Genomic DNA, 24,914 nt, shown 5'->3' on the forward strand with positions numbered 1-24,914 from the left:
TCTACATTCGGACCCGGACATCCGGACGCAGGCATTCCGACGTGGACCCCGCGACCTGGGAGGGAGGCGGCAGGATGCAGATACTGCTGGCCGAGGACGACGACGGCGTCGCCGGAGCGCTCGTGGAGGTCCTGTACGACCACGGCCACATCACCCGGCGGGTCACCCGCGGCAGCGACGTGCTGACCTACCACCGCAGCTCGGACCTGCTCCTCCTCGACCTCGGCCTGCCCGACGTGGACGGCCTGGAGGTGCTGCGCAGGCTGCGGGCGGTCAGCGACCTGTCCGTGCTGGTGCTGACGGCGCGCGGCGACGAGCGCTCGGTGGTGCGGGGGCTGCGGCTCGGCGCCGACGACTACCTCGTCAAGCCGGTGCGGCTGACCGAACTGCTGGCCCGCATCGAGGCCGTCACCCGGCGCACCGCCGCCGCCCGGACGCCGCGCACCGCCCGGACCGTGCGCGTCGGTGACGTGGAGATCGCCCTGGACGCCCGGCAGGTCCGCGTCGGCGGGGCGGAGGTGGAGCTGACCACCAAGGAGTTCGACGTCCTCGCCGTGCTGGCGCGCCGGGCCGGGATGGCGGTCAGCCGCGAGCAGGTCCTCGACGAGGTGTGGGGCGACGCCTACCACGCCGTGTCCCGCTCCCTGGACGTGCACCTCACCCAGCTGCGGGCCAAGCTGGGCCGCCCGGAGCTGCTCACCACGATCCGGGGCTTCGGCTTCCGGCTCGGCGACTGAGGACCGCGCGTGCGCACCCGGGTACAGAACGTGCTGCTGCTGTTCGGCGTGCTGGCGGTGGCCGCCTTCGCCGTCCCGCTGCTGCTGTTCACCGCCTCCGACCGCACCCAGCAGCTGGTCCTCGCCCGCAGCTCCGACCTGGACCGCTTCGCTTCCCTCATGGACCGGGCGGCGGGCAGCGGCGACACCTCGGCGATCGCCGCCGAGGCCCGGCGCTACACCCGGCTCTACGGCGAACCCCTCGTCGTCACCGACACCCGCGGCCACCCCGTCGTGCAGACCGGCGGCATGCGGGCCGCCGACCCCTCCGTCGCCCGGCTGATCGACGCGGCCCTGCGCAACCAGACCGCGCACCCGCGCGCCGCCCTGCGTCCGTGGTCCCGCGGGCACCGCATGTTCGCCACGCCGGCGGGCACCGGCACCCAGGTCTCCGGAGCCGTGGTGCTGCGCGCCGACGTGGACACGGCCGCCGGGGACATCACCCGGCGCTGGGCCGCCGTCCTGGCCGGCACCGCGCTGGTCGCCCTCGCCTGCACGGTCCTGGCCCGGGCGGCGACCCGGTGGGTGGTCAGCCCGCTGCGCCGGCTCGACCGCGCGGTCGGAGAGCTGGCGGCGGGGCTCCCGCCCGAGCACACCGTGCCCGGCGGCCCGCCGGGGCAGCGCGGCTCCCACTCCGTCGGCGGACCGCCCGAGCTGCGCCAGCTCGCCACCGGCTTCAACCGCATGGCCCGCACCGTCACCGCCGCTCTGGAACAGCAGCGCCGACTGGTCGCCGACACCTCCCACCAGATGCGCAACCCCATGGCCGCCCTCAGGCTGCGGGTCGACGCCCTCCGGACCCACCTGCGGCCCACCGGCGAGCGCACCTACGCCGGGGTCAACACGGAGCTCGACCGGCTGGAGACCCTGCTCGACGACATCCTGGCCCTCGCCGCCGCCGAGCACCGGGCGGGGGAGCTCACGGTCACCGACGACCCGGGTGCCCACTGCGACGCCGCCGGGGTCGTGCTGGGCCGGCACCGGCTGTGGGAACCGGTCGCGCGCCGCGCCGAGGTCCGCCTCACCGCCGAGGCGGCCGGACCGGTCCCGGCCGCCTGCACCGAACGCGAACTGGCCCAGGTGGCGGACATCCTGCTGGACAACGCGATCAAGTACGCGGGGGGCGGCGCCCACGTCCGGCTGCGCTGCGCCGCCGAGGGCCCGTACGCGGTCGTCACCGTCACCGACGACGGACCCGGACTGCGCGCGGAGGAGATCGACCGGGCCACCACCCGGTTCTGGCGCTCGGCCCGCCAGGCCGGGACGTCCGGCACGGGCCTGGGCCTCGCCATCGCCGAACAGCTCCTGGCGGGCCGCGGCGGACGCCTCGAACTGACCCCCGCGCACCCGCACGGCCTGCGGACCCGCGCCGTCGTCCCGGGTGCGCACGCCGAAGGAGAGGCCCGGTGAGGCGGCGTACGGGGCCGCGGTCGGCCCTCGCGGGTGTCCGCGGCGCCGGGTCCGGGTACGACGGGAGTCCGGCGGCGCCGCGTTCACACAGCGCGCGATGCGGTGTCGCGGCAGGCCCCGCGCCGACGAAGAGGGGGGCCCGGTGAACCGGCGCGGCGTCCTGCGAGCCGCGTTCGGTACCGCCGCCGCGGGTGCCCTCGGCGGTGTGCTCGCCGGTGACCTCGCGCACGGAAGCTCCGGACCGGCCGGTGTGCTGCGGCTGGCCACGGGCGAGCCGACCGCCTTCTACGCCGCCTTCGGCCGGCTCCTCGCCGACCAGGTGGAGGCGGCCCACCCCGGACTGCGCTGCCGCGTCCGCACCACCGCCGGGAGCATCACCAACATCGAACTGCTCCGCGACGGCGAGGCCGATCTCGCTCTCGTCCTCACCGACACGGCCCACGCCGCCCAGGGCACCGGGCTCTTCCCGCGGCCGGTGCCCCTGAGGGCGATCGGCCGGGTCTACGAGACGTACCTCCAGTTCGCCGTGCGTGCCGACGCCCCCGTGCACAGCGTGACCGACCTGGCCGGGCACCCCGTCTCGCTCGGCGCCGTCGGCTCCGGCGCGGCCCACCTCGGCGCCCGGCTGCTGAGCGCCGCCGGTCTGTCGCCCGGCACCGACGTACCCGTACGGCATCTGCGCCTGGCGGACGCGGCGGCGGCCCTGCGAGCCGGTTCCGTGGCCGGACTGCTGGTCGCGGGCGGCGTGCCGCTGCCCACCCTCTCCGATCTGGACCGCGATCCCGGCCTGCGCTTCCTGCCGCTGGCCGGCCTCCTGCCCGGCCTCGCCGGCGGCCGGGACGGCATGGCCGCCTCGGGGCTGGAGGAGGTGTCCCTGCCGCAGAGCGCCTACCGCGCCTCGGCCGGTGTCGCGACCGTCGGCGTCTCCAACCTCCTGGTGTGCCGCCCCGGCCTGGACCCCGCCGTCGCCGGTGCCCTCACCCGCCTCCTGGTCCGGCGCGCCTCCGCCTTCGTGCCCGACCACGCCGTCGGCGCCCAGTTCCTCGACGTCCGCAGCCTCATCGGCACGGGCGCCGTGCAGCTGCACCCGGGTGCGGTGGCGGCGTACCGGTCGCTGCACGGCTAGGACGTGTCGTCAGGCTTCCCTCCGGGAGCCGCCCGCGCTGTTCTAGAGTTGCCCTCACCAGTGCAGACGATTCCGTGGACCTGTGAGGTACGCACCAGCCATGACGACCGAAACGTTTGAGTTCCAGGTAGAGGCGCGTCAGCTGCTCCAGCTGATGATTCACTCCGTCTACTCGAACAAGGATGTCTTCCTGCGCGAGCTCGTCTCCAACGCCTCCGACGCGCTGGACAAGCTGCGCCTCGCCACCCTGCGCGACGACGCACCCGACGCCGATGTGAGCGACCTGCACATCGAGTTGGAGGTCGACAAGGACGCCCGCACCCTGACCGTGCGGGACAACGGCATCGGCATGTCGTACGACGAGGTCACCCGGCTGATCGGCACGATCGCCAACTCGGGCACCGCCCAGTTCCTCCAGGAGCTGCGCGAGGCGAAGGACGCGGCCGGGGCCGACGGGCTCATCGGCCAGTTCGGGGTCGGCTTCTACTCGGGCTTCATGGTGGCGGACGAGGTCACCCTGGTCACCCGGCACGCCGGTGAGACCGAGGGCACCCGGTGGACCTCGCGCGGCGAGGGCACGTACACCCTGGAACGGATCGACGAGGCCCCGCAGGGCACCGCGGTCACCCTGCACCTCAAGCCGGCCGACGCCGAGAACCAGCTGCACGACTACACCTCCGCGTGGAAGATCAAGGAGATCGTCAAGCGGTACTCGGACTTCATCACCTGGCCGGTCCGCCTGCTGCCCGAGCCGGGCAAGGACGGCGACGACGGCGACGGCGACGGCGCCGAGGCACGCGAGCCCGAGACGCTCAACTCCATGAAGGCCCTGTGGGCGCGCCCGCGCGACGAGGTGTCCGACGAGGAGTACCACGAGCTGTACAAGCACATCGCCCACGACTGGCGCGACCCGCTGGAGACGATCCGGCTCCAGGCGGAGGGCACCTTCGAGTACCAGGCCCTGCTCTTCGTGCCCTCGCACGCCCCGCACGACCTGTTCACCCAGGGCTACCAGCGCGGCGTCCAGCTGTACGTGAAGCGCGTCTTCATCATGGACGACTGCGAGGAACTGCTGCCGCCCTACCTCCGCTTCGTCAAGGGCGTCGTCGACGCGCAGGACCTCTCGCTCAACGTCTCCCGCGAGATCCTCCAGCAGGACCGCCACATCCGCATGATCCAGCGCCGGCTGACGAAGAAGGTCCTCTCGACGGTCAAGGACCTCAGGACGTCGGCGCCGGACCGCTACGCCACGTTCTGGCGGGAGTTCGGAGCGGTGCTCAAGGAAGGCCTGGTGACCGACTCCGACAACCGGGACGCGATCCTCGCCGCCTGCTCGTTCGCGTCCACCCACGACGCCGAGGAGCCCACCGCGCTCAAGGACTACGTGGAGCGGATGAAGGAGGGGCAGGACGACATCTACTACATGACCGGCGAGTCCCGGCAGGCCATCGAGAACTCCCCGCACATGGAGGCGTTCCGGGCCAAGGGCGTCGAGGTGCTCCTGCTCACCGACGCCGTCGACGAGGTCTGGGTCGACGCGGTCGGGGAGTACGAGGGCAAGACGCTGCGCTCGGTCGCCAAGGGCGAGATCGACCTGTCCGGCACCGAGGAGGACAAGAGCGACGCCGAGAAGGAGAAGCAGGGCGAGGAGTACGCCGGGCTGCTCGGCTGGATGACGGAGCACCTGGGCGAGGAGGTCAAGGAGGTCCGCCTCTCCCACCGACTGACCGTCTCCCCGGCCTGCGTCGTCTCGGACTCGGGCGAGCTGACGCCGGCCCTGGAGAACATGTACCGGGCGATGGGCCAGGAGGTGCCCAGCGCCAAGCGGATCCTCGAACTCAACCCCGAGCACCAGCTGGTGAAGTCCCTGAACCGGGCCTGGACCGACCGGCGGGACCGCGCCGAACTCACCGAGACGGCCGAGCTGCTGCACGCGCTCGCGGTGCTCGCCGAGGGCGGCCGGCCCAAGGAGCCCGCCCGGTTCGTCCAGCTGATGGCGGACCGCCTGGAACGCACCCTGTAAACAGCAGGAAAGACCCGGCAGACATGGGTTCCACGCCGTCCGCCATCCGCATGGCGAGACGGCGTGGCATGCGGAGCACACCCATCCGTATCTTCGTACGCATGTATGCATCGGCTCCGTTGCTGTGCCTCGCGCTCTTCGCGTGCTCGGCGTGGTGCGTCGACGACGGCCTCTGTCGCCGCTGAGACCCCGGACCGGCCGCGCTCCCCGCGCCGCCGGTCCACCAGCGTCCGCCGTCCCCGTGCACACCACCCCGGAGATCCTTCCGTGACCACCGCACCACCGGCCGGGTCGTCCCCGGCCGCACCGCCGCGCGCGTCCACCCCGCTGTTCGCTCCCTCACCCACCTCCTCGCAACGCCCCGCGGCACCGCCCCTGCCCCCGGTGCGGCGGACACCGCTCGCCGTGTCGGGGCTCCTCGCCGCCGCCCTGACCGCCTACGTGTGGTCCGCACACGGCGCCAAGCCCGGCGTGCTGCTCCTGCTCGGCCTCGGTCTGGGCGTCGCCCTCTTCCACTCCCGGTTCGGCTTCACCTCCGCCTGGCGGCAGCTGGTCGCCGTCGGCAACGGCTCCGGGCTGCGGGCGCACGCCCTGCTCCTCGGCACCACGGCCACACTCTTCGCGCTCCTCATCGGGACGGAGACCGGGGTGTTCGGCTCCCAGCCGGCGCCGTCCGCCGGGCCGATCGGCGTCGGTCTGTTCGCCGGATCCGCGCTCTTCGCGATCGGCATGCAGCTCGGCGGCGCCTGCGCGTCGGGCACGCTGTTCGCGGTCGGCTCGGGACAGACGTCGATCGTGCTGACCCTGGGCGGCTTCGTGGCGGGCGCCACGCTGGCCGCCTGGCAGTTCGACCTGTGGAAGGACCTGCCCGCCTGGGAGCCCGTCGTGCTGTCCGAGCACCTCGGCTGGTTCGGCTCCTGGGCCGTGACCATCGGCGCCCTGCTCCTCGTGGTGCTGGTCAGCCGGCGCGTCCAGGCCCGCCGCAACCCGCCGCCGCTGGGCGCCGTGCCCTCGGCACGCCGGGCGGCCGTCCGTGCCGTCCGCGGCTCCTGGCCCCTGGCCGTCGGCGCCCTCGCGCTGGCGGTGCTCGGCGCGGGCGTCCTGCTGGTGTCCGGCGGCGCCTGGGGCGTCACCAGCGCCTTCAGCCTGTGGGGCTCGGAACTGGTCGGCGCGCTCGGCGGCCACCCGGAGAACTGGAGCTGGTGGCAGCGGCCCGGCAACGCCGAGATGCTGGCCGGTCCGGTGCTCGCCGACAAGACCAGCCTCACCGACATCGGCATCATGATCGGCGCGGCCGTCGCCGCCTCGCTCGGCGGCACCTGGGCGCTGCACCGGGGCATCCCCTGGCGTACCGCCGTCGCGGCGGTGCTCGGCGGTGTGCTGATGGGCATCGGCGCCCGGCTGGCCGGCGGCTGCAACATCGGCGCCTACCTCGCGGGCATCGCCTCGGGCAGCCTCAGCGGCTGGCTGTGGGGCGCCTTCGCGCTGGCCGGTACCTGGGTGGGCCTCAAACTGCGGCCCCTGTTCGGCCTGGGCAACCCCAAGCCGGGCGACGGCGTCTGCTGACGGGGGACGCCCGTGCGGCACAGGGGTCAGGCCTGCGCCGCACGGGCAGCTAGGGGGTGTCGCCGGCCCGGGGTGCGCCCCGGTCCGTGGTGGTGACCCGGGCGATGGCCTCCAGGGTGAGGGCGCGCCCGTGCGGCTCCCGGGCCAGCGCGCGGTGCAGCGTCAGGCCCTCGATGAGGGCGTCGAGCTGGCGGGCCGTGTCGGGGTCGAAGTGCTTCTCCAGGTGGACGCGACTGCGGCGCATCCACTCGTGGGTCAGCTCCCGGTACGCCGGTTGCCGCGCGGCGAGCGTGTACAGCTCCTGGGTGAGCACCAGGTCGCGCTGGCTGTCCTCGGACAGCTCGTGCACCAGGTCGGCCACCGCTTCCCGGGCCTCGTCGCGGTCGGCGGCGGCGCCGAGATGCTCGTCGAACACCGCGACGATGTGGTCGGTGAACCGGCCGAAGGCCTCCCGCAGCAGCTGCTCGATGCCGGTGAAGTGGTACGTCATCGAGCCGAGCGGCACCCCCGCGCGCTGCGCGATCCTGCGGTGCGAGACGCGTGCGATGCCCTCCTCGGCGATCAGGTCGAGGGTGGCGGCGAGGATGCGCTCCCGCCGCTGCGGATCCGTGTGTCCGGTTGCCATGGGAGCAGACTTACACGTTCCGCACCGGCCGGGCAGGGTTGCCGACCGCCACGACGTTCGGCGGCACGTCCTTGGTGACGACCGCGCCGGCACCGATGACGGAGTTGTCCCCGATCGTGACGCCCGGCAGTACGATCGCGCCGCCGCCCAGCCAGACGTTGTCGCCGATGACGATGGGGCGGGCGGCCTCCAGCTTGTCCCGCCGCGGTCCGGGCTCCAGGGGGTGCGTGGGGGTGAGCAACTGGACGTTGGGCCCGATCTGGCAGTCCTCGCCGATGGTGATCGCCGCGACGTCCAGCGCCGTCAGGTTGTAGTTGACGAAGGTGCGCGCGCCGACGGTGATGTTGCTGCCGTAGTCGACGTACAGCGGCGGCCGCACGTGTGCCTCGGCCCCCAGCGAGCCGAGCAGTTCCTCGAGGAGCGGTCGCGCCGCCTCCGCGTCCTCCGCGTAGGCGGCCTGGTACCGGGCGGCCAGCCGCACGGCCTGCTGCTGCCTGCGGGCGATCTCCGGGTCGTCGGCGATGTAGAGGTCGCCCGCCAGCATGCGTTCGAGGTGGGTGCGGGAGTCGCCCGCGAAGTGGTCCGTCGGCATGCGCCAGATCCTACCCCGGGAAGCGTACGAACGTACACTCTTCGGCGGGGCGGGATCACCCGGTGGTGCGGCGCCGGGGCTGGAGCACGCCCGCGCACAGGAGCACGAGGAGCCCCGCGAGCGGCACCACCAGCAGGCCCACCCGCAGGCTCGTCGCGTCGGCGACCAGGCCCACCACCGGCGGGGAGAGCAGGAAGCCGAGCCGCATCAGCCAGGAGACGAGGGTCAGCCCCGACCCGGGCTTGAGGCCGGGCAGTTCGTCGGCCTCGTGCATCGCCGCCGGGACCAGCGTCGCCACCCCGAATCCGGCCGCGGCGAACCCGAGGACCGTGCCCGGCACCGTCGGCACGGCCAGCGCCAGGCCCATGCCGACCGCGGCGATCAGGGCGCCGGAGCGGGCCACCGCGCGCTGGCCGAAACGGTCCACGAGCCGGTCGCCGACGATCCGGCCGACGAACTGCGCGCCGACCAGCGCGACATACCCGGACGCGGCCAGCGCCGCCGTGGCGTGCAGTGAGTCGGAGAGGTAGAGGGTGGCCCAGGACATGCCCGCGTCCTCCACGAGGGTGCCGGCCGTGGCGATGAGGACGAGGGCGGCCAGTACCCAGCCGGTGCGCAGGCCGGTCGCCGGGGCCCGGACCGGCGCCGGCGCGGAGTCCCCGGCGCCGGTCTCCGCGACCGGTTCGGTCCCGGTCTCCGCGACCGGTTCGGTCCCGGTCTCCGGGCCCGGCAGGCAGTAGCGCAGGGCGACGCACGCCGCGACCGCGAAGACCACGGCGGAGAAGAGCAGGTGCGGGCCGCGCGCGACGCCGAGCGCGATCGCGGCGGCGGCCATGGACCCGCCGGTGACGGCGCCGATGGACCAGATGGCGTGGAAGGAGTTGATGATGGAACGTCCGTAGCGGCGCTGCACCCGGAGGCCGTGGGCGTTCTGCGCGACGTCGGTGAAGGCGTCCATCGCCCCGGCCAGGAACAGCGCCCCCGCGAACACCACGACCGAGTCCGCGAGTCCGGCGGCGAGGATGCCCACCCCGGTCAGCAGCGTGCCGCCGACCGCCACCCGCGCCGAACCGAACCGGCGCACCAGGATCCCGGCCGCCAGCCCGGCCGTGATGGCTCCCGCCGGGAACGCCGCCACGGCCAGTCCGTAGGCGGCGTTCCCGATGCCGAGGTCCGCCTTGATCTGCGGATACCTCGGCAGCAGGTTGGCGAACAGGGCTCCGTTGGTGAAGAACAGCACGGCGACGGCCAGCCGAGCCCGCCGGTCGGCCGGGGCGGGCCGGCGCAGTACGTCAACAGTCATGCGCGGGAGCCTACCCGCCGGGGCGTACGAACGTACACTCCCGTCCGGCACCGGCTGGAGGGGCTCTTTCAGCGCCCCTTGGCGCACAGGGCCGCGTCCACGGCGCCCTGGAGATGGCGCAGGCCGTCGCCCTCGGCCGCCCAGGTCGTGGTGTAGACGGTCACGGTGCCCCGGCCGCCCGTGGCCCGTCCGCCGCCCACCGAACCGCCGGGCAGGTCCCCGCCGTGGCCCCAGTAGACGCCGCCGCAGCTGAGCGGGATTGAGGCGAGGCCGTAGCCGTAGCGGCTGCCGGCCGGGTAGACGTCGCGGCCGCCGATGTCGGTGGTGTCCCGCGTCATGAGGCGCACCGCCCAGCCGGGCAGCAGCCGGCCACCGAGCAGACCGTCCCAGAAGGCGTTCAGGTCGACGGGTGTGGACACGAGGCCGCCGGACGCGCCGAACTCGTAACCCGGCAGCTCGGTCACGTCCACCCTGCCGTCCTGCGGGTGCGCGGGGTGCACGCCGTAGTTCCGGGCGTGCGGGCCGCGCAGGTCCAGCTCGCCGGGCGCGGGCCAGTAGGTGTCGTCCAGGTGCAGCGGGCGCAGGACCGTGCGCTCCACGTACCTGCGGAAGCCGACCCCGGACACCTCGTCGATCACCATGCCGAGGACCAGGTAGTTGGTGTTGGAGTAGCCCCAGTCCGTGCCGGGCGCGAAGACGGGCTCCGCGTCGAGCGCCAGGGCCAGGTAGTCCTCGGGCGTCCCCGGCCGGGTCCAGTCCACCAGCGCCAAGTACTCCGCGAGCCCGCTGGTCTGCTTCAGCAACTGCCGTACGGTGATGGGGCTGTCGGCCAGTTGGGGCACGTAGGAGCCCGCGCGGTCGCCGAGGCGCAGGCGGCCGTCCACCACCAGCCGCATCACCGCGGTCGCAGTGAACGCCTTGGTGTCGCTGGCGAGCCGGAACCGGCCCCGCTCGTCGGCCATGGGCCGGCCCGAGTCCAGGTCGGCGACGCCGGAGGTGCGGGTCGTCCTGCCGTCGTACGCGAGCGCGCCGGGGACGCCGTCGCGGGTGGTGAGCAGGTCCAGTTGGCGCTGCACGGGGTCGGGGCGGTGCGCCGGGTGGGCCGCCGCCGCGGGCGCGAACGCCCCGGTGAGCGTGGCGGCGAGCAGGACCGCGGCGGCGAGTCGCTTGCGGTGCATGTGTCTTCCCCCTGTTCGTGGCCGCCCGACTGCGGCGGGCGGACGGTGTCCCTGCACCGACGACCCTCTCAGGGCCGGGAAGGAAGATCAGTGGGACTGGCCCCCGGCCCGGGGGTGTCACCAACACCCCCCTCGGCCCGCACGGGTGGCACCAGCACCCACCGCCCGCGCCCCCGCGCGCGGGCGCGCCCGGTCTCAGCCGAGCAGGTCGGCGACGAGCGCGGCGAACTCCTCGGGGGTGGCCAGCCGGACGCCGAGCTGCTCCGCCTTGGCCCGCTTCGAACCCGCCCCCTCGCCCGCGACGACGAGCGTCGTGTTCTTGGAGACGCTGGAGGACGAGCGGCCGCCGGCCCGTTCGATCAGTTCGTTCATCTCGTTGCGGCTGAGCCGTTCCAGATCGCCGGTCATCGCGCCGGTGACGACCACCTTCATGCCCGCCAGGGGCCCGCCGTCCCCCGGTGTCTCGGGCGTCCCGTCCGCGCCGTCCGCGTCGGCGGGCGGGGGCGGGGTCGCGCCTGGCTCGGTCATGTTGACGCCGGCGGCGGCGAGCTTGTCGATGAGCGGGGCGAGTTCGGCGATCTCCGCGACGACCGAGGGGGCCTTCTCCACCCCGATGCCGTCGACCCGCTGCATGGCCTCGGCGTCGGCGGCGCGTATGTGGTCCATGGTGGCGAAGTACCGGGCGATGCGCCGGGACATGGACCGGCCGGTGCCCCGGACGCCCAGCGCGCACAGCACCCGGGACAGCGGCTGCTCCTTGGCCCGGGCGAGCGCGGCGAGCAGGTTGTCGGTGCTGGTCTCGCCCATCCGCTCCAGAGCGAGCAACTGCTCGCGCCGGAGCAGGAAGAGATCGGCCAGGTCGGCGACGAGACCCGCCTCGGCGAGCTGGACGACGCGGGTGGTGCCCAGGCCCTCGATGTCGAGCTGGTCGCGCCCGGCGGCGTAGGCGAGGGAGGCGACCAGGTGGCAGTTGCGGCCCTGCGCGCACCGCCAGCGCTCCTCGCTCGTGTCGATGTCCGATCCGCAGCGCGGACACACCTCGGGGAAGACGATGGGCTGCTCCTCGCCCGTCCGCAGATGTGCGACCGGAGCCTCGATGCGCGGGATGACGTCACCGGCGCGGTGCACCATCACGTGGTCGCCCAGCCGCAGGCCGCGCCGGGTGATGTCGGCCGGATTGTGCAGCGTGGCGTAGGTGATCGTGGAGCCGTCGATGACCACCGGCTCCAGGACGCCGCGCGGGGCGATGATGCCGGTACGGCCGACGTTCCACTCCACCTCCAGCAGCCGGGTGATCTTCTCGACGGCCGGGAGCTTGTACGCGATCGCCCACCGCGGCGCCCGCGAGCCGGACCCGGCGGCCCGCCGGTCGGCGGCGAGGTCCGCCTTGACGACGATCCCGTCGATGCCGAACGGCAGCTCGGCACGGAGCGCGGCGATCTCGTGGACCCGGGCCACCACCTGCTCGGGCGTCTCGACGACCACGTCCGGCACCGCGGTGCCCGCGCTGGTGTGCACGCCGAGCCCGGCCGCCGTCTCCATCAGCTCGCTGTACGCCAGCTCGTCCAGCCGCCCGGCGAGCGCCGCGTCGGTGTCGGGCAGGGCGAGCAGGCCGTAGCCGAAGAAGGTCATCGGCACCGTGTAGGCGCGCTCCTTGGCGCGCAGGGTGCCCGCGGCCGCGTTGCGCGGGTTGGCGAAGGGCTGCCCGCCGTGCTGGATGCGCACCTCGTTGGCGTGCTCGAACTGGGCCGTCGTCATCAGGATCTCGCCCCGCACCTCGACGGTCACCGGCTCCGCCAGCGTCTCGGGCAGTCCCTCCACGGTGCCGATCGCGTGCGAGACGTCCTCACCGGCCGTGCCGTCGCCCCGGGTGATCAGCCGGGTGAGCCGCCCCTCGTGGTAGCGGGCGGCCACCGCGAGGCCGTCCAGTTTCGGGCCCACGGCGAACCGGGCGACCTCGTGGTCGACGCGCCGGGCCAGGGACGCCGTCCAGGCGGTGAACTCCTCCGGCGAGAACACGTTGTCCAGACTGAGCATCGGCACCGTGTGCGGCACGTCCCCCTCGGCCGCGCCGCCGGCGACCTTGCCGGTGGGGGAGTCGGGCAGCACCTCGCCCGGGTGCTCGGCCTCCCACGCGGCGATCCCTCGCGCCAGCCGGTCGTAGGCGTCGTCGTCCATCGGCGAGGAGCCGCCCGCGTAGTAGGCGGCCGCCGCGCGCGCGGCGTCCTCGACCGCCTGGGCGTAGGCGGTGGCGTCCACGATCACTGCTGCCGGAGTAGTCATGGGCCACATCATGCCGCCGACCACTGACAACGGGTCCGCGCCGCCGTACGGCGGCCGCTCCGCTTGCGGAGGGACCGACATGGGGTTTCGGTGGAACGGACTCGCCACCGCCCCAGGAGCTGTCATGTCGATGTCGTCGTTCGGATTCGGCGCGTCCGATCCGTTCAGTGATCTGTTCAACCGGTTCTTCGGTACCTCGCCCGCGTCCTCGCCCCCCGCCGTGCAGCGGGTGCCGATCGGCCGGATGCTGACCGAGTCCTCGCAGGAGCTCCTCAATCTGGCGGCACGGCGGGCCCTGGAGGACGGGACGTCCGACCTGGACACGGAGCACCTGCTGTGGGCGGCCACCCAGGTCGAGCCCGCGCGGGGACTGCTCGCCCGGGCGGGAGCCGATCCCGACGCGCTCGCGGCCCGGATCGCCGAGGTCCTGCCCCGGGAGGCGGGCGAGCCGTCCGCAGAGCCGGGCCTCACCCCGGCCGCCAAGCGCACCCTCGCCACCGCCTACGCCCGCTCCCGGGCATCCGGCGTCTCCTACATCGGCCCCGAGCACATCCTGGGCGCCCTGCTGGCGGACGGCGACACCGGCGCGGCCCGGCTGCTGGGCGCGGAAGGGCAGGACATCGGCAAGCTGGAGGGGCTCACCGAGCAGGCCGCCCGCTCGGGCGGGACCCCGGGCGACGACGGTGGGAAACCCGCCACCACGCTGGACGAGTACGGACGGGACCTGACCGACGAGGCGAAGGCCGGGAAACTCGACCCCGTCGTCGGCCGCGCCGAGGAGATCGAGCAGACCGTCGAGATCCTCTCCCGGCGCTCCAAGAACAACCCGGTGCTGATCGGCGAGCCCGGCGTCGGCAAGACCGCCATCGTGGAGGGACTGGCCCAGCGCATCGTGGCCGGCGAGGTCCCGAACACACTGAAGGACAAGCGGGTCGTCGCCCTCGACCTGTCCGCCATGGTGGCGGGCGCGCAGTACCGGGGCCAGTTCGAGGAGCGGCTCAAGAAGGTCATCGAGGACGTCCAGCAGGCCCGCGGCGACATCATCCTGTTCATCGACGAACTGCACACCGTCGTCGGCGCCGGGGCCACCGGCGAGGGCTCCATGGACGCCGGCAACATGCTCAAGCCCGCCCTCGCGCGCGGCGAGCTGCACGTGGTGGGCGCGACGACCATCGACGAGTACCGCAAGTACGTCGAGAAGGACGCGGCCCTCGAACGCCGCTTCCAGCCCGTGATGGTCCCCGAGCCCTCGGTCGAGGAGACGGTGCAGATCCTGGAGGGCCTGCGCGACGCCTACGAGGCACACCACCAGGTCCGCTTCGCCGACGGAGCGCTGACCGCGGCGGCGGAACTGTCGGACCGCTACGTCAGCGACCGCTTCCTGCCCGACAAGGCGATCGACGTCATGGACCAGGCCGGTGCCCGGGTACGGCTGCGCAGCGCGAGCCGCTCCACCGAGGTGGTCAGCCGCGAGGACCGCATCGCGAAGCTGCGCCGGGAGCAGGAGCAGGCCGTCGCCGCCGAGGACTACGCCCGGGCGGGCGAGCTGAAGCGCGAGATCGCCGAGGTGGAGGGCGAACTGGCGGGCATCGAGGAGCGCCGCGAGGGCGTCGTCTCCGTGACCGCCGACGACATCGCGGACGTGATCTCCCGCCGCACCGGCATCCCGGTCGCCCAGCTGACGGCCGGGGAGAAGGAGCGGCTGCTCAGGCTGGAGGAGGAGATGCACGCCCGGATCGTCGGCCAGGACGAGGCGGTCACCGCCGTCTCGCGGGCCGTGCGCCGCAACCGGGCCGGCATGGGCGACCCCGACCGGCCCGTGGGCTCCTTCCTCTTCCTCGGCCCCACCGGCGTCGGCAAGACCGAGCTGGCCAAGACCCTCGCCGAGCTGCTGTTCGGCGAGGAGAACCGCATGGTCCGCTTCGACATGAGCGAGTTCCAGGAGAAGCACACGGTCGCCCGGCTCGTCGGCGCGCCTCCCGGATACGTCGGCTACGAGGAGGCCGGCCAGCTCACCGAGAAGGTCCGCCGGCAGCCCTACAGCGTGGTCCTGTTCGACGAGGTGGAGAAGGCCCACCCCGACGTCTTCAACACCCTGCTGCAAATCCTCGACGACGGCCGCCTCACCGACGGACAGGGCCGCACCGTCGACTTCCGGCACTGCGTGGTCATCATGACGTCCAACATCGGCGCCCGCCGCATCCTCGACCACCAGGGCGACGTGTCCGACCTCAAGGACGAGCTGACGCAGGAGCTGCGGGGACGGTTCCTGCCGGAGTTCCTCAACCGCATCGACGAGATCATCGTCTTCCACGGCCTCACCGAGGACGACCTGTCGCGGATCGTGGACCACCTGCTGGCCCAGAGCGAACGGCGGGTGCACGCCCAGGGCATGAAGCTGAAGGTCACGGAGGCGGCCAAGAGGCTGCTGATCGCCCACGGCCACCAGCCGGAGTTCGGCGCCCGGCCGCTCAGGCGCACCATTCAGGCCGAACTCGACAACCGCATTGCCGACCTGCTCCTCGGCGGCGAGGCCGACCCCGGCGACACCATCGTCGCCGACGTGGTGGACGACTCCCTGCACTGCACGGTCGACAAGTCCGGCACCGCACGACCCTTGGAGGCGAGCGGCACATGAACACCGTCGAGGAAACCGTCGAGATCGCCGTACCGGTGCGCACCGCGTACGACCAGTGGACCCAGTTCGAGTGCTTCCCGCGGTTCATGACCACCGTCAAGCGGGTCGAGCAGATCAGGCCCGCCGTGACCCTGTGGGTCGTCGGACTCGGCCCCCTGCGCCGGGAGTTCGCGACCGAGATCGTGGACCAGGTGCCCGACTCGCACCTGACCTGGCGCAGCCTCGGGCAACGCCACGGTCACCGGGGCGAGGTGACGTTCCGGCCGGTCCAGGGGGAGCGCACCTCGGTGACCGTGCGGATGTCGGCCGGCCCGCGCGGAATCACCGGCGTGCTCACCGCGGTCCCCGGCGTGGCCGGCCGCGTCCTGCGGCGCGAACTCGCGCACTTCAAGGCGTACATCGAAGGGCACGGGGAGGCGAGCGGCGCCTGGCGGGGGACCATCCGCGGCGGCCAGGTGCGGCCCGGGGAGCCCGAGCCGCCGCGCAGCCGGGTGGCCGTCTGGCCCGTGGGCTGACCGGGCCCCGGATCCGGGCCCGTACCCGAAACACAGCGAACGAGAGGCGATCCGCCGATGAAGAAGCCGCCCAGGGACGAACCCCGGGACGACCTGACCGTCACCCCGCCCAAGACCTGGGCCGCGGGCGTGCCCGCGGTGGTGCACGCACTGGAGTACTCCCTGGCGCAGACGTCCCCGAAGGAAACCGCGGTGGACCTGCTGACCATGAACCAGGTGGACGGGATCGACTGCCCGGGCTGCGCCTGGGCGGACCCCGCGCCCGGCCACCGCCACCGCAACGAGTACTGCGAGAACGGCGCCAAGCACATCAACGACGAGGCGACGACGCGGCGGATCACCGCCGACTTCTTCCGCGAGCACTCCGTCTCCGACCTGGCCGGGCGCTCCGACCTGTGGCTGAACCAGCAGGGGCGCCTCACCGAGCCGATGGTCAAGCGGCCCGGATCCGACCACTACGAGCCGATCAGCTGGCGCGACGCCCTGGACCTGCTCGCCGGGGAACTGAAGGGTCTGGACACCCCCGACGAGGCGGTCTTCTACACCTCGGGCCGGGTCAGCAACGAGGCCGCGTTCGTCCTCCAGCTCTTCGCCCGGGCGTACGGCACCAACAACCTGCCCGATTGCAGCAACATGTGCCACGAGTCGAGCGGCTTCGCCCTGCACGAGACCCTGGGCACCGGCAAGGGCACGGTGAGCCTCGACGACCTCCACCACGCCGACCTGATCTTCCTGGTGGGACAGAACCCCGGCACCAACCACCCGCGGCAGCTGTCCGCGCTGGAGCAGGCCAAGCGCAACGGCGCCCGCATCGTCGCCGTCAATCCGCTCCCGGAGGCGGGGCTGCTCAGGTTCAAGAACCCGCAGAAGGCACGCGGGGTGATCGGCCAGGGCGTCCGGATCGCCGACCGGTTCCTGCACATCCGGCCCGGCGGCGACCTCGCCCTGTTCCAGGCGCTGAACCGGTTGCTGCTCGAGGCCGAGGACGCCCGGCCCGGCACGGTCCTCGACCACGCGTTCATCCGGGACAGCACCAGCGGCTTCGAGGAGTTCGCCGAACACGCCCGGCAGGTCTCCTGGGACGACGTGGTCGCCACCACCGGTCTGACCCGCGAGGAGATCGAGCGGGTCCGCGACGAGGTCCTCGGCAGCGAACGCGTCATCGTCTGCTGGGCGATGGGCGTCACCCAGCACAAGCACGGCGTGCCCACCATCCGGGAGATCGTCAACTTCCTGCTGCTGCGCGGCAACCTCGGCAGGGCCGGAGCCGGCGCCTGCCCGGTGCGCGGCCACAGCAACGTCCAGGGCGACCGCACGATGGGCATCTGGGAGCAGATGCCGGACTCCTTCCTGGACGCCCTGCGCGACGAGTTCGGCTTCGACCCGCCGCGCGCCCACGGCCTGGACTCGGTGAACGCGATCAAGGCGATGCGGGAGGGCCGCGTCAAGGTCTTCCTCGGCGTCGCGGGCAACTTCGTGCGGGCCGCCCCCGACAGCGCGGTCACCGAGGAGGCCATGCGCGGCTGCCGCCTGACCGCCCACGTCTCCACCAAGCTCAACGGGTCCCACACCGTCTGCGGGGAGACCGCGCTGATCCTGCCCACCCTCGGTCGGACCGAACGCGACCAGCAGGCGGGTGGCGAGCAGTTCGTCACGGTGGAGAACTCGATGAGCGAGGTGCACACCACCCGGGGACGGCTCAAACCGGCCTCCCCCCTGCTGCTCAGCGAGGTCTCCATCCTGTGCCGGCTCGCCCGCCGCACCCTCGGCACCGGCCCCGGCCACGTGCCCTGGGAGGAGTTCGAGGCCGACTACAGCGCGATCCGCGACCGGATCTCCCGGATCGTGCCGGGCCTGCACGACTTCAACCGGCGCGTGGCACGCCCCGGCGGCATCCGGCTGCCCAACCCCGTCAACGAGGGCGTGTACCGCACCGCCACCGGGAAGGCCATGTTCACCCGCAACACCTGGCGGACGCCGGACGTGCCCGAGGGCCACCTGATGCTGCAAACGCTGCGCTCCCACGACCAGTGGAACACCATCCCCTACACGCTCAACGACCGCTACCGGGGCATCCACGGCAGCCGCCGGGTGGTCATGGTCAACCCGGAGGACCTCAGCGCCCTGTCCCTGACCGAGGGGGACCGCGTCGACGTCGTCGGCGTGTGGCACGACGACACCGAGCGGCGGGCCGAGGGCTTCGAAGTGGTCCCGTACCCCACGGCGCGCGGTTCCGCCGCCGCGTACTACCCGGAGACACAGGTCCTGGTCCCGCTGGACAGCGTCGCCGACATCAGCAACCAGCCCACCTCGAAGGGCATCCTCGTCCGGCTGGAACGCTCGGTGCCGTAACCGCATCGTGAGACGGGCCCCGCCGCGGGAATGGCGGCCGACGGGGCCCCGTTGGCACCTGTCATGCCCGACTCTTCCCCACGGCCCGCGGCCGGACGCATGCCGCTCGCCGTCTACATCCTCGGCCTGTCCGTCTTCGCGCTCGGCACCAGCGAGTTCATGCTCTCCGGGCTGCTGCCGCCCATCGCCGACGACATGGACGTGTCGATCCCACAAGCCGGGCTGCTGATATCGGCGTTCGCGATCGGCATGGTGGTCGGCGCGCCGCTGCTCGCCGTGGCGACCCTGCGCCTGCCCCGCAAGACCACGCTGGTCGCGCTGATCTCGGTGTTCGGCGTCGGCCAGGTCGCGGGCGCGCTCGCGACGAGCTACGAGATCCTGTTCGTCTCGCGGGTCGTCAGCGCGCTCGCCTGCGCCGGCTTCTGGGCGGTGGGCGCGGCCGTGGCCATCGCGATGGTGCCGGTGACCGCGCGGGCGCGCGCGATGGCCGTGATGATCGGCGGACTGTCCATCGCCAACGTCCTCGGCGTCCCGGCCGGCGCCTTCCTCGGCGAGCACCTGGGGTGGCGGTCCGCGTTCTGGGCCGTGGGCGGCGCGTCCGCCGTCGCGCTCGTCGGCGTGGTGACCCTGATCCCCCGCATCCCGCTGCCCGAGCGGCCCACCCGCCTGCGGGGCGAGCTGGCGATCTACCGGGACCGCCAGGTCTGGCTGTCCATCGTCGTGACCGCGCTAGCCGCCGGCGGCGTCTTCTGCGCCTTCTCCTACCTCGCCCCGCTGCTCACCGACGTGGCCGGCCTCGCGGACGGCTGGGTGCCCACCGTGCTGGCCCTGTTCGGCGTCGGCGCGCTCATCGGCACGACGATCGGCGGCCGGGTCGCCGACGCGCACCTCTTCGGCGTACTGCTCTCCGGCATCACCGCGTCGACGGTGCTGCTGGCCGCCCTCGCGCTGTTCGCCGCCAGCCCGGCCGTCGTGATCGTCCTGTCGCTGCTGCTCGGCGTCTCCGCCTTCTACACCGCGCCCGCGCTCAACGCGCGCATGTTCAACGTCGCCGGTGCCGCGCCGACCCTCGCGGGCGCGACCACGACCGCCGCGTTCAACCTGGGCAACACCGGCGGTCCCTGGCTCGGCGGCACGGTGATCGACGCGGACTTCGGATACGCCGCCACCGCCTGGGCGGGCGGGGCGATGACCCTGGTCGCCATCGGTTTCGTCACCGTCTCCCTGCGGCTGCACAGCCGGTCGCGCGTCGTGGCGGGCGGCGGCCCGACCACCGAGACGGTGAGCGTGGACCGGACCCAGCGGGTGTGACGCCGCAAGGCGGCACTCACCCCGGCCGGGGCCGCTCCGCGGCGGCCCTGGCACAGCGGCCGGCCAGCCCGGCGAACGCCTCCTGGAGCGCGGGCGGGCCGACGACCTCGATGTCGGTGTCGTAGAGGCAGAAGGCGGCGGCCAGCGAGGGCCACGACCAGGAGCCCATCGTGAGCCGGCAGCGGTCGGGACCCAGTTCCTCGACGGTCCCGTCGGCGGCGTGCGGCGACACCGCGGAGGCGGGCAGGTGGAGGACCACCGCTCCGCGGCAGGGCCAGTCCGCGGAGCCGTCGGAGCCGCGGAACCTGCCGGTCAGGAACGCGGCCACGTCCTTGCCCGGCAGGTCCCGCGGAGTGAAGCGGGGGCCGGTGGGCGTGCGCGGGGTGATCCGGTCGGCGCGGAAGACCCGCCAGTCCGCGCGGTCCAGGTCCCAGGCGACCAGGTACCAGCGCCCGCCCCGGGTGACCAGATGGTGCGGCTCCACCCGGCGCGGGGGCGGCACGGCCCCGGGCGCGGAGTCCGCGGTGTCCGAGGTGTCCGAGGGGTGGGCCGGGGTGTGGTCGAAGCGCAGCACCTCGCGGGCCTGGACGGCGGCGCTGAGCGCCATCAGCACGCCGGTGTCCGCCTGGGGCTGCGGCCGGGGCGCCGACCGTGCGACGGAGGTGACCTGGAGGGCGTCGATACGGTGCCGCAGCCGGGCCGGCATGACCTGGCGCAGGGTCGCCAGCGCCCGGGCCGCGCCGTCCTCGATCCCGGCGCCGGTCGCGGCCGCGGTGCGCAGCGCCACGGCGAGGGCCACCGCCTGCTCGTCGTCGAAGAGCAGCGGGGGCAACCGCGTCCCGGCGTCCAGGCGGTAGCCGCCGTCGGGGCCCTTCACCGCCCGCACCGGATAGCCCAGCTCGCGCAGCCGGTCCACGTCGCGGCGCAGGGTGCGCGGGCTGACGTCCAGCCGCTCGGCCAGCACCGCACCGGGCCAGTCGCGGCGCGCCTGGAGCAGCGAGAGCAGGGACAGCAGCCGGGCCGAGGTCTTCTGCATGACCACCATGCTGCCGCACATAGCGGCCACAAACTGACCGCTACCCGCAGCAGAGTGGGCACCGCGGAGCCGGACCGGCCCCGCGGCGGCCCGCTCCACGGGCCGTCCCACCGCGATGGCAAGGAGCCAGTCGTGACCGCACGAGCCGTGACCCACCTGAACTTCCGTGGCGACGCCCGCGAGGCCCTCACCTTCTACCGGTCCGCCTTCGGCGGGGACCTGACCCTGGTGACGTACAAGGACGCCGGCAACGTCCAGGACCCCGCGGCGGCCGATCAGGTGATGTTCGGCCAGGTCGCCACCGCCGACGGCCTGAGCGTGATGGCCTACGACGTCCCGTCCGACCTGCCCTGGAATCAGGGCGAGAACGCCTTCTTCGTCTCGGTCCGCGGCGAGACCACCGACGAGATCACCGCGTACTGGGAGAAGCTCGCCGAGGGCGCGACCGTCCTGCGGCCGCTGGGGGCCGCGCAGTGGGCGCCCCTCTACGGCATGCTGCGGGACCGGTTCGGCGTCACCTGGGTCCTGGACGTGGTGAGCGAGTACAACGCGTGAGCGTGCTCGACGCCCGGTCGCTGAACCGGGCGGCACTCGCCCGGCAGCTGCTCCTCGACCGTGCGGACCGCCCGGTCCTGGACGCCGTCGCGCACCTCGGCGGCATGCAGGCGCAGGAGCCGCAGGAACCGTTCGTCGGACTGTGGTCGAGGCTGCGCGACTTCGCGCCGCGGACGCTCGACGACCTGCTGACCGGGCGTCGGGTGGTCCGCACCCACCTGATGCGCCGCACCGTCCACCTCGTCACCGCCGACGACGTACTGGCCTGGCGGTCGCGCCACGACGCCATGCTACGCGGACGCGTCCTCGGCACCTACCGCCGCGAGCTCGAAGGGGTCGACCTCGACGAGCTCGCGGCGGCGGGCCGGGCGGTCCTGGCCGACGGCGAGCCCCGCTCCATGGGCGAACTCGCCCGGGCCGTGGCCGGGCAGTGGCCGCAGGTGGGAACGCGGCCGCTCGGCGAGATGCTGGTCGCCGCGCTGATCCCGACGGTGCAACTGCCGCCGCGCGGGATCTGGCGCACCAGGGCCGGGGTGCGCAACGTCCCGGTCGCCCACTGGCTGGGCCGCGCGGTCGACCCGCCGGCCCCGCCGGGCACCGATCCGGTCGGTGCGGCACTCGTACGCCGCTACCTGGCCGCGTTCGGGCCGGCCGCCTCGGCGGACCTGCGCGCCTGGTGCGGGCTCGCGGGGCTGCCGGCCGCCGTCGCGGCGGTACGCGGGGAACTGGTCGCCTTCCGCGACGAGCGGGGCCGGGAACTGCTGGACCTGCCCGACGCGCCGCGACCCGACCCGGACACCCCCGCTCCCGTGCGGTTCCTGCCGGCCTTCGACAACGCGGTCCTCGGCTACCAGGACCGCGGCCGCGTCATCGACGGCGCGCACCGCGGTCTCTCGGTCACCGGCGCCCGTTTCGTCCTCGTCGACGGCCGGGTCTCCGCGACCTGGACCGTCGAGGACGACACGGTCACCGTCACCCCGCTGCGCCGGCTCGACCCGGCGGAGCGCGCCGAGGTGGCCGAGGAGGGGAGGGCCCTCGCGTCCTTCCTCTCCGAGGGCGGCAGCGACCGGGTCGGGGTCGGGGCGGCACCGCCCTGAGCGGCGGGTGACCCGGGCAGGACAGGGCGCCGCGGGGTGTCACACGCCGGGTACGACGTCCGCGACGACGCAGCTGACGTTGTCGGGACCGCCGGACCCGTTGGCGAGCGCCACCAGTTCGCGGACGGCCTGCCCGGGCTCCCCCGGGGCGGCGAGCACCCGGCGGATCCCGTCGCCCGGGACCACGGTCGACAGGCCGTCGGAACAGAGCAGGTAGCGGTCCCCTGGCCGGGCGTCCTGGAGGCGCATCTCGGCGGTGGCGTCGGCGCCCCTGCCCAGGGCCCGCACCAGCAGCGACCGCTGGGGGTGGGAGGCGGCCTCCTCCGGCGTGATGCGGCCCTCGTCGACCATCGACTGCACGACGGTGTGGTCGTGCGTGATCTGGAACAGCTCCCCGTCGCGCAGCAGGTACACGCGCGAGTCGCCGACGTGGACGAGGCCGAGTTGCGATCCCGTCCAGAGCATCGCGGTGAGGGTCGTACCGGCCTCCTGCGGCGTGGAACCGGTGCCCACGGCCTCGTACACGGCCCGCTGGGCCTCCTCCACGGCGTCCGCGAGGACGTTGAGGAGGCCGTCCGCCGGGACGCCGTCGGTCTCCAGCCGCCTCAGTGACGCGACGGCGGCGGCGCTCGCCGGGGCACCGCCGGCTCCGAAACCGTCGGCGACGGCCAGCAGGTTCGAGCCCGCGTAGGCGGTGTCCTGGTTGCTCTCGCGGACCAGACCGGTGTCGGAAGCGGCGGCGTAACGCATGCTCAGCGGCGGGGCGGTGGGTGACATGGCGGGATCCCTCCGGGTGAGGTGGTCGACGAGGAAGGCGGCCAGGTCGCGCCGGGCGGCGGTGTCGGCCTCGGCCCGCGCCCAGAAGGCGCGGATCTCCCCGGCCGCCGCACCCGCGTCCAGCGAGCACACGTGCCGGATGTGGGCCAGCGGCATACCCAGGCGCCGCAGCCAGGCCACGAGCCGCGCCCGCTCCACCTGTTCCGGGGCGTAGCGGCGGTAGCCGGTGACCGGGTCGACACGGGCGGGCGGCAGCAGACCCAGCTCGTCGTAGAGGCGCAGCGCCTTCGGCGACAGCCGGGACGCCTTCGCGAACGCCCCTATGGTCAGCAACTCCGTGCCCACGTGCCCACTCCTCCTCGTCCCGGGCCTGTTGCCCGGTGACACCGATGCTGCGGCCTGCCCCAAGGTGAAGGTCAACAGCCGTCGAGCCGTCGAGCCGTCGGGCCGTCGGGCCGTCGGGCCGTGGGGCCATCAGCGGTCGACCGACACGAGACGTGTGACGTCGACCGAGCCCTGCCCGGTTCTCGGCTGGGGGACGGCCGCCCACAGCGCGGCCAGCGCGGCGAAGGTGGCGACCAGGGCCACCGCCCCGGTGCGGCCCTTCGCCCAGCGGGCCCGGAACCGGACCGGGTCCTCCACCAGGACCTTCGAGAGCCGGGCGAGCGTCACCGACACGGCGAGCAGCACCGCCGTACGGGGAGCGCCCCCGAGGCCGAGCCGTTCCTCGCTCAGTACCAGGTACACGGGCCAGTGCCAGAGATACAGACTGTAGGAGATCAGGCCGAGCCGGCGCGGCGGTCCGGCCGCGAGGAACCGTCCGGCAGGTGTGTGCGGCGCCCGGGCGAGGAGGGCGACGAGCAGCGCGGCGGCCAGGGCGTGGAGGAAGAGCCCGCCGTGGAAGAGGGAGGGGGAGTTCTGGCCGTCGGCCACGACCCAGTACGTCCCGATACCGGCGCCCAGGGCGAGGCTGCACCGGCCGGCCGCGCGTTCGCCGACGCGGGAGACCAGGCGCGTGGCCGGCGGGGTGGCCGCCAGCGCTCCGAGCAGGAGGGAAAACGCGCGGGTGTCGGTGCCCTCGTAGACCCGGGTGGTGTCGGCCGGGGTGGTGAGGACGACCATGAGGACCAGCGACGCGACGGCTCCGGCCACGGCCACGGCGGCCACCCGACGTCCGGCGCCCCGGCCGCGGGCCACCAGACAGAGCACCAGCGGCCACACCACGTAGAACTGCTCCTCGACCGCGATGCTCCACAGATGACTGAAGACCCTGGTGTCCGCCGAGTCCCAGTAGCCCACCCGGTCGGCGACGAAGTGCCAGTTGGCGAGGTTCGCGGTCACCCACGGACCGTCGTCGAGGGCGTAACGGAGCAGGTTGGGCGGGCCGAGGGCCCACACCAGGAGCAGGGTGCCGGCGAGCACGACCGCGAGCGCGGGCAGCAGCCGCCGAGCGCGTCGGCCCCAGAAAGCGAGGAGGTCGATCCGGCCGCCACGGGCCCGCGCCTCCGTCAGCAGCAGGCCCGTGATGAGGAAGCCGGACAGGACGAAGAAGAGGTCGACGCCGAGGAACCCGCCGTCGAAGTGACCGGCGTGGAAGAACAGCACGCCCAGGACGGCGAGGCCGCGCAGTCCGTCGAGCGGTGCGATGTGCCGCCGTGGGGTGCCGGGCACCGGCGAAGGTGCGGCGCGGGTGCGGCGATGGGCGGGGGAGGGGGCGGCCGGCAGGGGCGGGCGCAGGGGCATGGGCTGGT

The 24,914-nt window shown here is 73.7% G+C and carries 19 protein-coding genes; 11 read left to right on the plus strand and 8 right to left on the minus strand.

Annotation, left to right across the window (positions count from 1 at the left end; genetic code table 11):
* Positions 1 to 74 precede the first annotated feature (74 nt).
* From B9W62_RS37510 to B9W62_RS37530, 5 genes are all read left to right on the plus strand, one after another.
* Entirely contained in the window at positions 75 to 737 is a 663-nt protein-coding gene (locus B9W62_RS37510) for a response regulator transcription factor (protein WP_087811357.1), read from the plus strand.
* 9 nt (positions 738 to 746) lie between these two features.
* Positions 747 to 2,186: a sensor histidine kinase gene (locus B9W62_RS37515; RefSeq protein WP_087811358.1), complete on the plus strand. Its 1,440-nt coding sequence runs from the start codon at positions 747 to 749 to the stop codon at positions 2,184 to 2,186.
* Between the two features lie 142 nt (positions 2,187 to 2,328).
* Positions 2,329 to 3,312 carry a TAXI family TRAP transporter solute-binding subunit gene (locus tag B9W62_RS37520; protein ID WP_306426468.1) on the plus strand — a complete coding sequence of 328 codons (984 nt, stop codon included), beginning with the start codon at positions 2,329 to 2,331 and terminating at the stop codon, positions 3,310 to 3,312.
* Positions 3,313 to 3,412: 100 nt separating this feature from the next.
* The gene (gene htpG / locus B9W62_RS37525; protein WP_087811360.1) at positions 3,413 to 5,335 is read left to right on the plus strand and encodes a molecular chaperone HtpG; all 1,923 of its coding nucleotides are present in this window, start codon (positions 3,413 to 3,415) and stop codon (positions 5,333 to 5,335) included.
* Between the two features lie 267 nt (positions 5,336 to 5,602).
* Positions 5,603 to 6,901 carry a YeeE/YedE family protein gene (locus B9W62_RS37530; protein WP_087811361.1) on the plus strand — a complete coding sequence of 433 codons (1,299 nt, stop codon included), beginning with the start codon at positions 5,603 to 5,605 and terminating at the stop codon, positions 6,899 to 6,901.
* Between the two features lie 49 nt (positions 6,902 to 6,950).
* Here B9W62_RS37530 and B9W62_RS37535 read toward each other — a convergent pair whose 3' ends face one another.
* The 5 genes from B9W62_RS37535 to ligA all read right to left on the minus strand — a co-directional run bounded on the left by B9W62_RS37535 (position 6,951) and on the right by ligA (position 12,882).
* Positions 6,951 to 7,526, minus strand: a complete 576-nt coding sequence (locus B9W62_RS37535) for a TetR/AcrR family transcriptional regulator (RefSeq protein WP_087811362.1) — start codon at positions 7,524 to 7,526, stop codon at positions 6,951 to 6,953.
* Between the two features lie 10 nt (positions 7,527 to 7,536).
* Positions 7,537 to 8,118 carry a sugar O-acetyltransferase gene (locus tag B9W62_RS37540; protein WP_087811363.1) on the minus strand — a complete coding sequence of 194 codons (582 nt, stop codon included), beginning with the start codon at positions 8,116 to 8,118 and terminating at the stop codon, positions 7,537 to 7,539.
* Positions 8,119 to 8,173: 55 nt separating this feature from the next.
* A complete protein-coding gene (locus tag B9W62_RS37545; RefSeq protein ID WP_087811364.1) occupies positions 8,174 to 9,421 on the minus strand; it encodes an MFS transporter in 1,248 nt (415 codons plus the stop codon).
* A gap of 68 nt (positions 9,422 to 9,489) precedes the next feature.
* A complete protein-coding gene (locus tag B9W62_RS37550; RefSeq protein ID WP_087811365.1) occupies positions 9,490 to 10,599 on the minus strand; it encodes a serine hydrolase domain-containing protein in 1,110 nt (369 codons plus the stop codon).
* A 195-nt stretch (positions 10,600 to 10,794) separates the two neighbouring features.
* Positions 10,795 to 12,882 (minus strand): NAD-dependent DNA ligase LigA, encoded by a 2,088-nt coding sequence (gene ligA / locus B9W62_RS37555; protein WP_179235865.1) that lies wholly within the window; start codon positions 12,880 to 12,882, stop codon positions 10,795 to 10,797.
* Between the two features lie 124 nt (positions 12,883 to 13,006).
* Between ligA and B9W62_RS37560 the strand changes: the two genes are divergently transcribed.
* The 4 genes from B9W62_RS37560 (at position 13,007) to B9W62_RS37575 (ending at position 19,698) form a co-directional block, all read left to right on the plus strand.
* Positions 13,007 to 15,520 (plus strand): ATP-dependent Clp protease ATP-binding subunit, encoded by a 2,514-nt coding sequence (locus B9W62_RS37560; RefSeq protein WP_087811367.1) that lies wholly within the window; start codon positions 13,007 to 13,009, stop codon positions 15,518 to 15,520.
* Entirely contained in the window at positions 15,517 to 16,035 is a 519-nt protein-coding gene (locus B9W62_RS37565; RefSeq protein ID WP_087811368.1) for an SRPBCC family protein, read from the plus strand. Before B9W62_RS37560 ends, B9W62_RS37565 begins: the two co-directional genes overlap by 4 nt.
* 57 nt (positions 16,036 to 16,092) lie before the next feature.
* Complete coding sequence (locus B9W62_RS37570; RefSeq protein ID WP_087811369.1) at positions 16,093 to 18,387, plus strand: FdhF/YdeP family oxidoreductase; 2,295 nt, start codon at positions 16,093 to 16,095, stop codon at positions 18,385 to 18,387.
* A gap of 99 nt (positions 18,388 to 18,486) precedes the next feature.
* Entirely contained in the window at positions 18,487 to 19,698 is a 1,212-nt protein-coding gene (locus B9W62_RS37575; RefSeq protein ID WP_087811370.1) for a Cmx/CmrA family chloramphenicol efflux MFS transporter, read from the plus strand.
* 16 nt (positions 19,699 to 19,714) lie between these two features.
* On the opposite strand, the gene B9W62_RS37580 is transcribed toward B9W62_RS37575, so the two are convergent.
* The gene (locus tag B9W62_RS37580) at positions 19,715 to 20,734 is read right to left on the minus strand and encodes a helix-turn-helix transcriptional regulator (protein ID WP_179235866.1); all 1,020 of its coding nucleotides are present in this window, start codon (positions 20,732 to 20,734) and stop codon (positions 19,715 to 19,717) included.
* A 132-nt stretch (positions 20,735 to 20,866) separates the two neighbouring features.
* Here B9W62_RS37580 and B9W62_RS37585 point away from each other — a divergent pair, with 132 nt between their 5' ends.
* The gene (locus B9W62_RS37585; RefSeq protein ID WP_179235867.1) at positions 20,867 to 21,289 is read left to right on the plus strand and encodes a VOC family protein; all 423 of its coding nucleotides are present in this window, start codon (positions 20,867 to 20,869) and stop codon (positions 21,287 to 21,289) included.
* Positions 21,286 to 22,386, plus strand: a complete 1,101-nt coding sequence (locus B9W62_RS37590) for a winged helix DNA-binding domain-containing protein (RefSeq protein ID WP_087811373.1) — start codon at positions 21,286 to 21,288, stop codon at positions 22,384 to 22,386. Before B9W62_RS37585 ends, B9W62_RS37590 begins: the two co-directional genes overlap by 4 nt.
* A gap of 39 nt (positions 22,387 to 22,425) precedes the next feature.
* Here B9W62_RS37590 and B9W62_RS37595 read toward each other — a convergent pair whose 3' ends face one another.
* Both B9W62_RS37595 and B9W62_RS37600 read right to left on the minus strand, forming a co-directional pair.
* The gene (locus B9W62_RS37595) at positions 22,426 to 23,508 is read right to left on the minus strand and encodes a MerR family transcriptional regulator (protein WP_087811374.1); all 1,083 of its coding nucleotides are present in this window, start codon (positions 23,506 to 23,508) and stop codon (positions 22,426 to 22,428) included.
* A 129-nt stretch (positions 23,509 to 23,637) separates the two neighbouring features.
* On the minus strand, positions 23,638 to 24,906 hold the full coding sequence (locus B9W62_RS37600; RefSeq protein WP_087811375.1) for an acyltransferase family protein: 1,269 nt from the start codon (positions 24,904 to 24,906) through the stop codon (positions 23,638 to 23,640).
* Positions 24,907 to 24,914: the final 8 nt, after the last annotated feature.

Source organism: Streptomyces sp. CS113 (assembly GCF_002188365.1).
Classification (GTDB): Bacteria; Actinomycetota; Actinomycetes; order Streptomycetales; family Streptomycetaceae; genus Streptomyces; species Streptomyces tendae.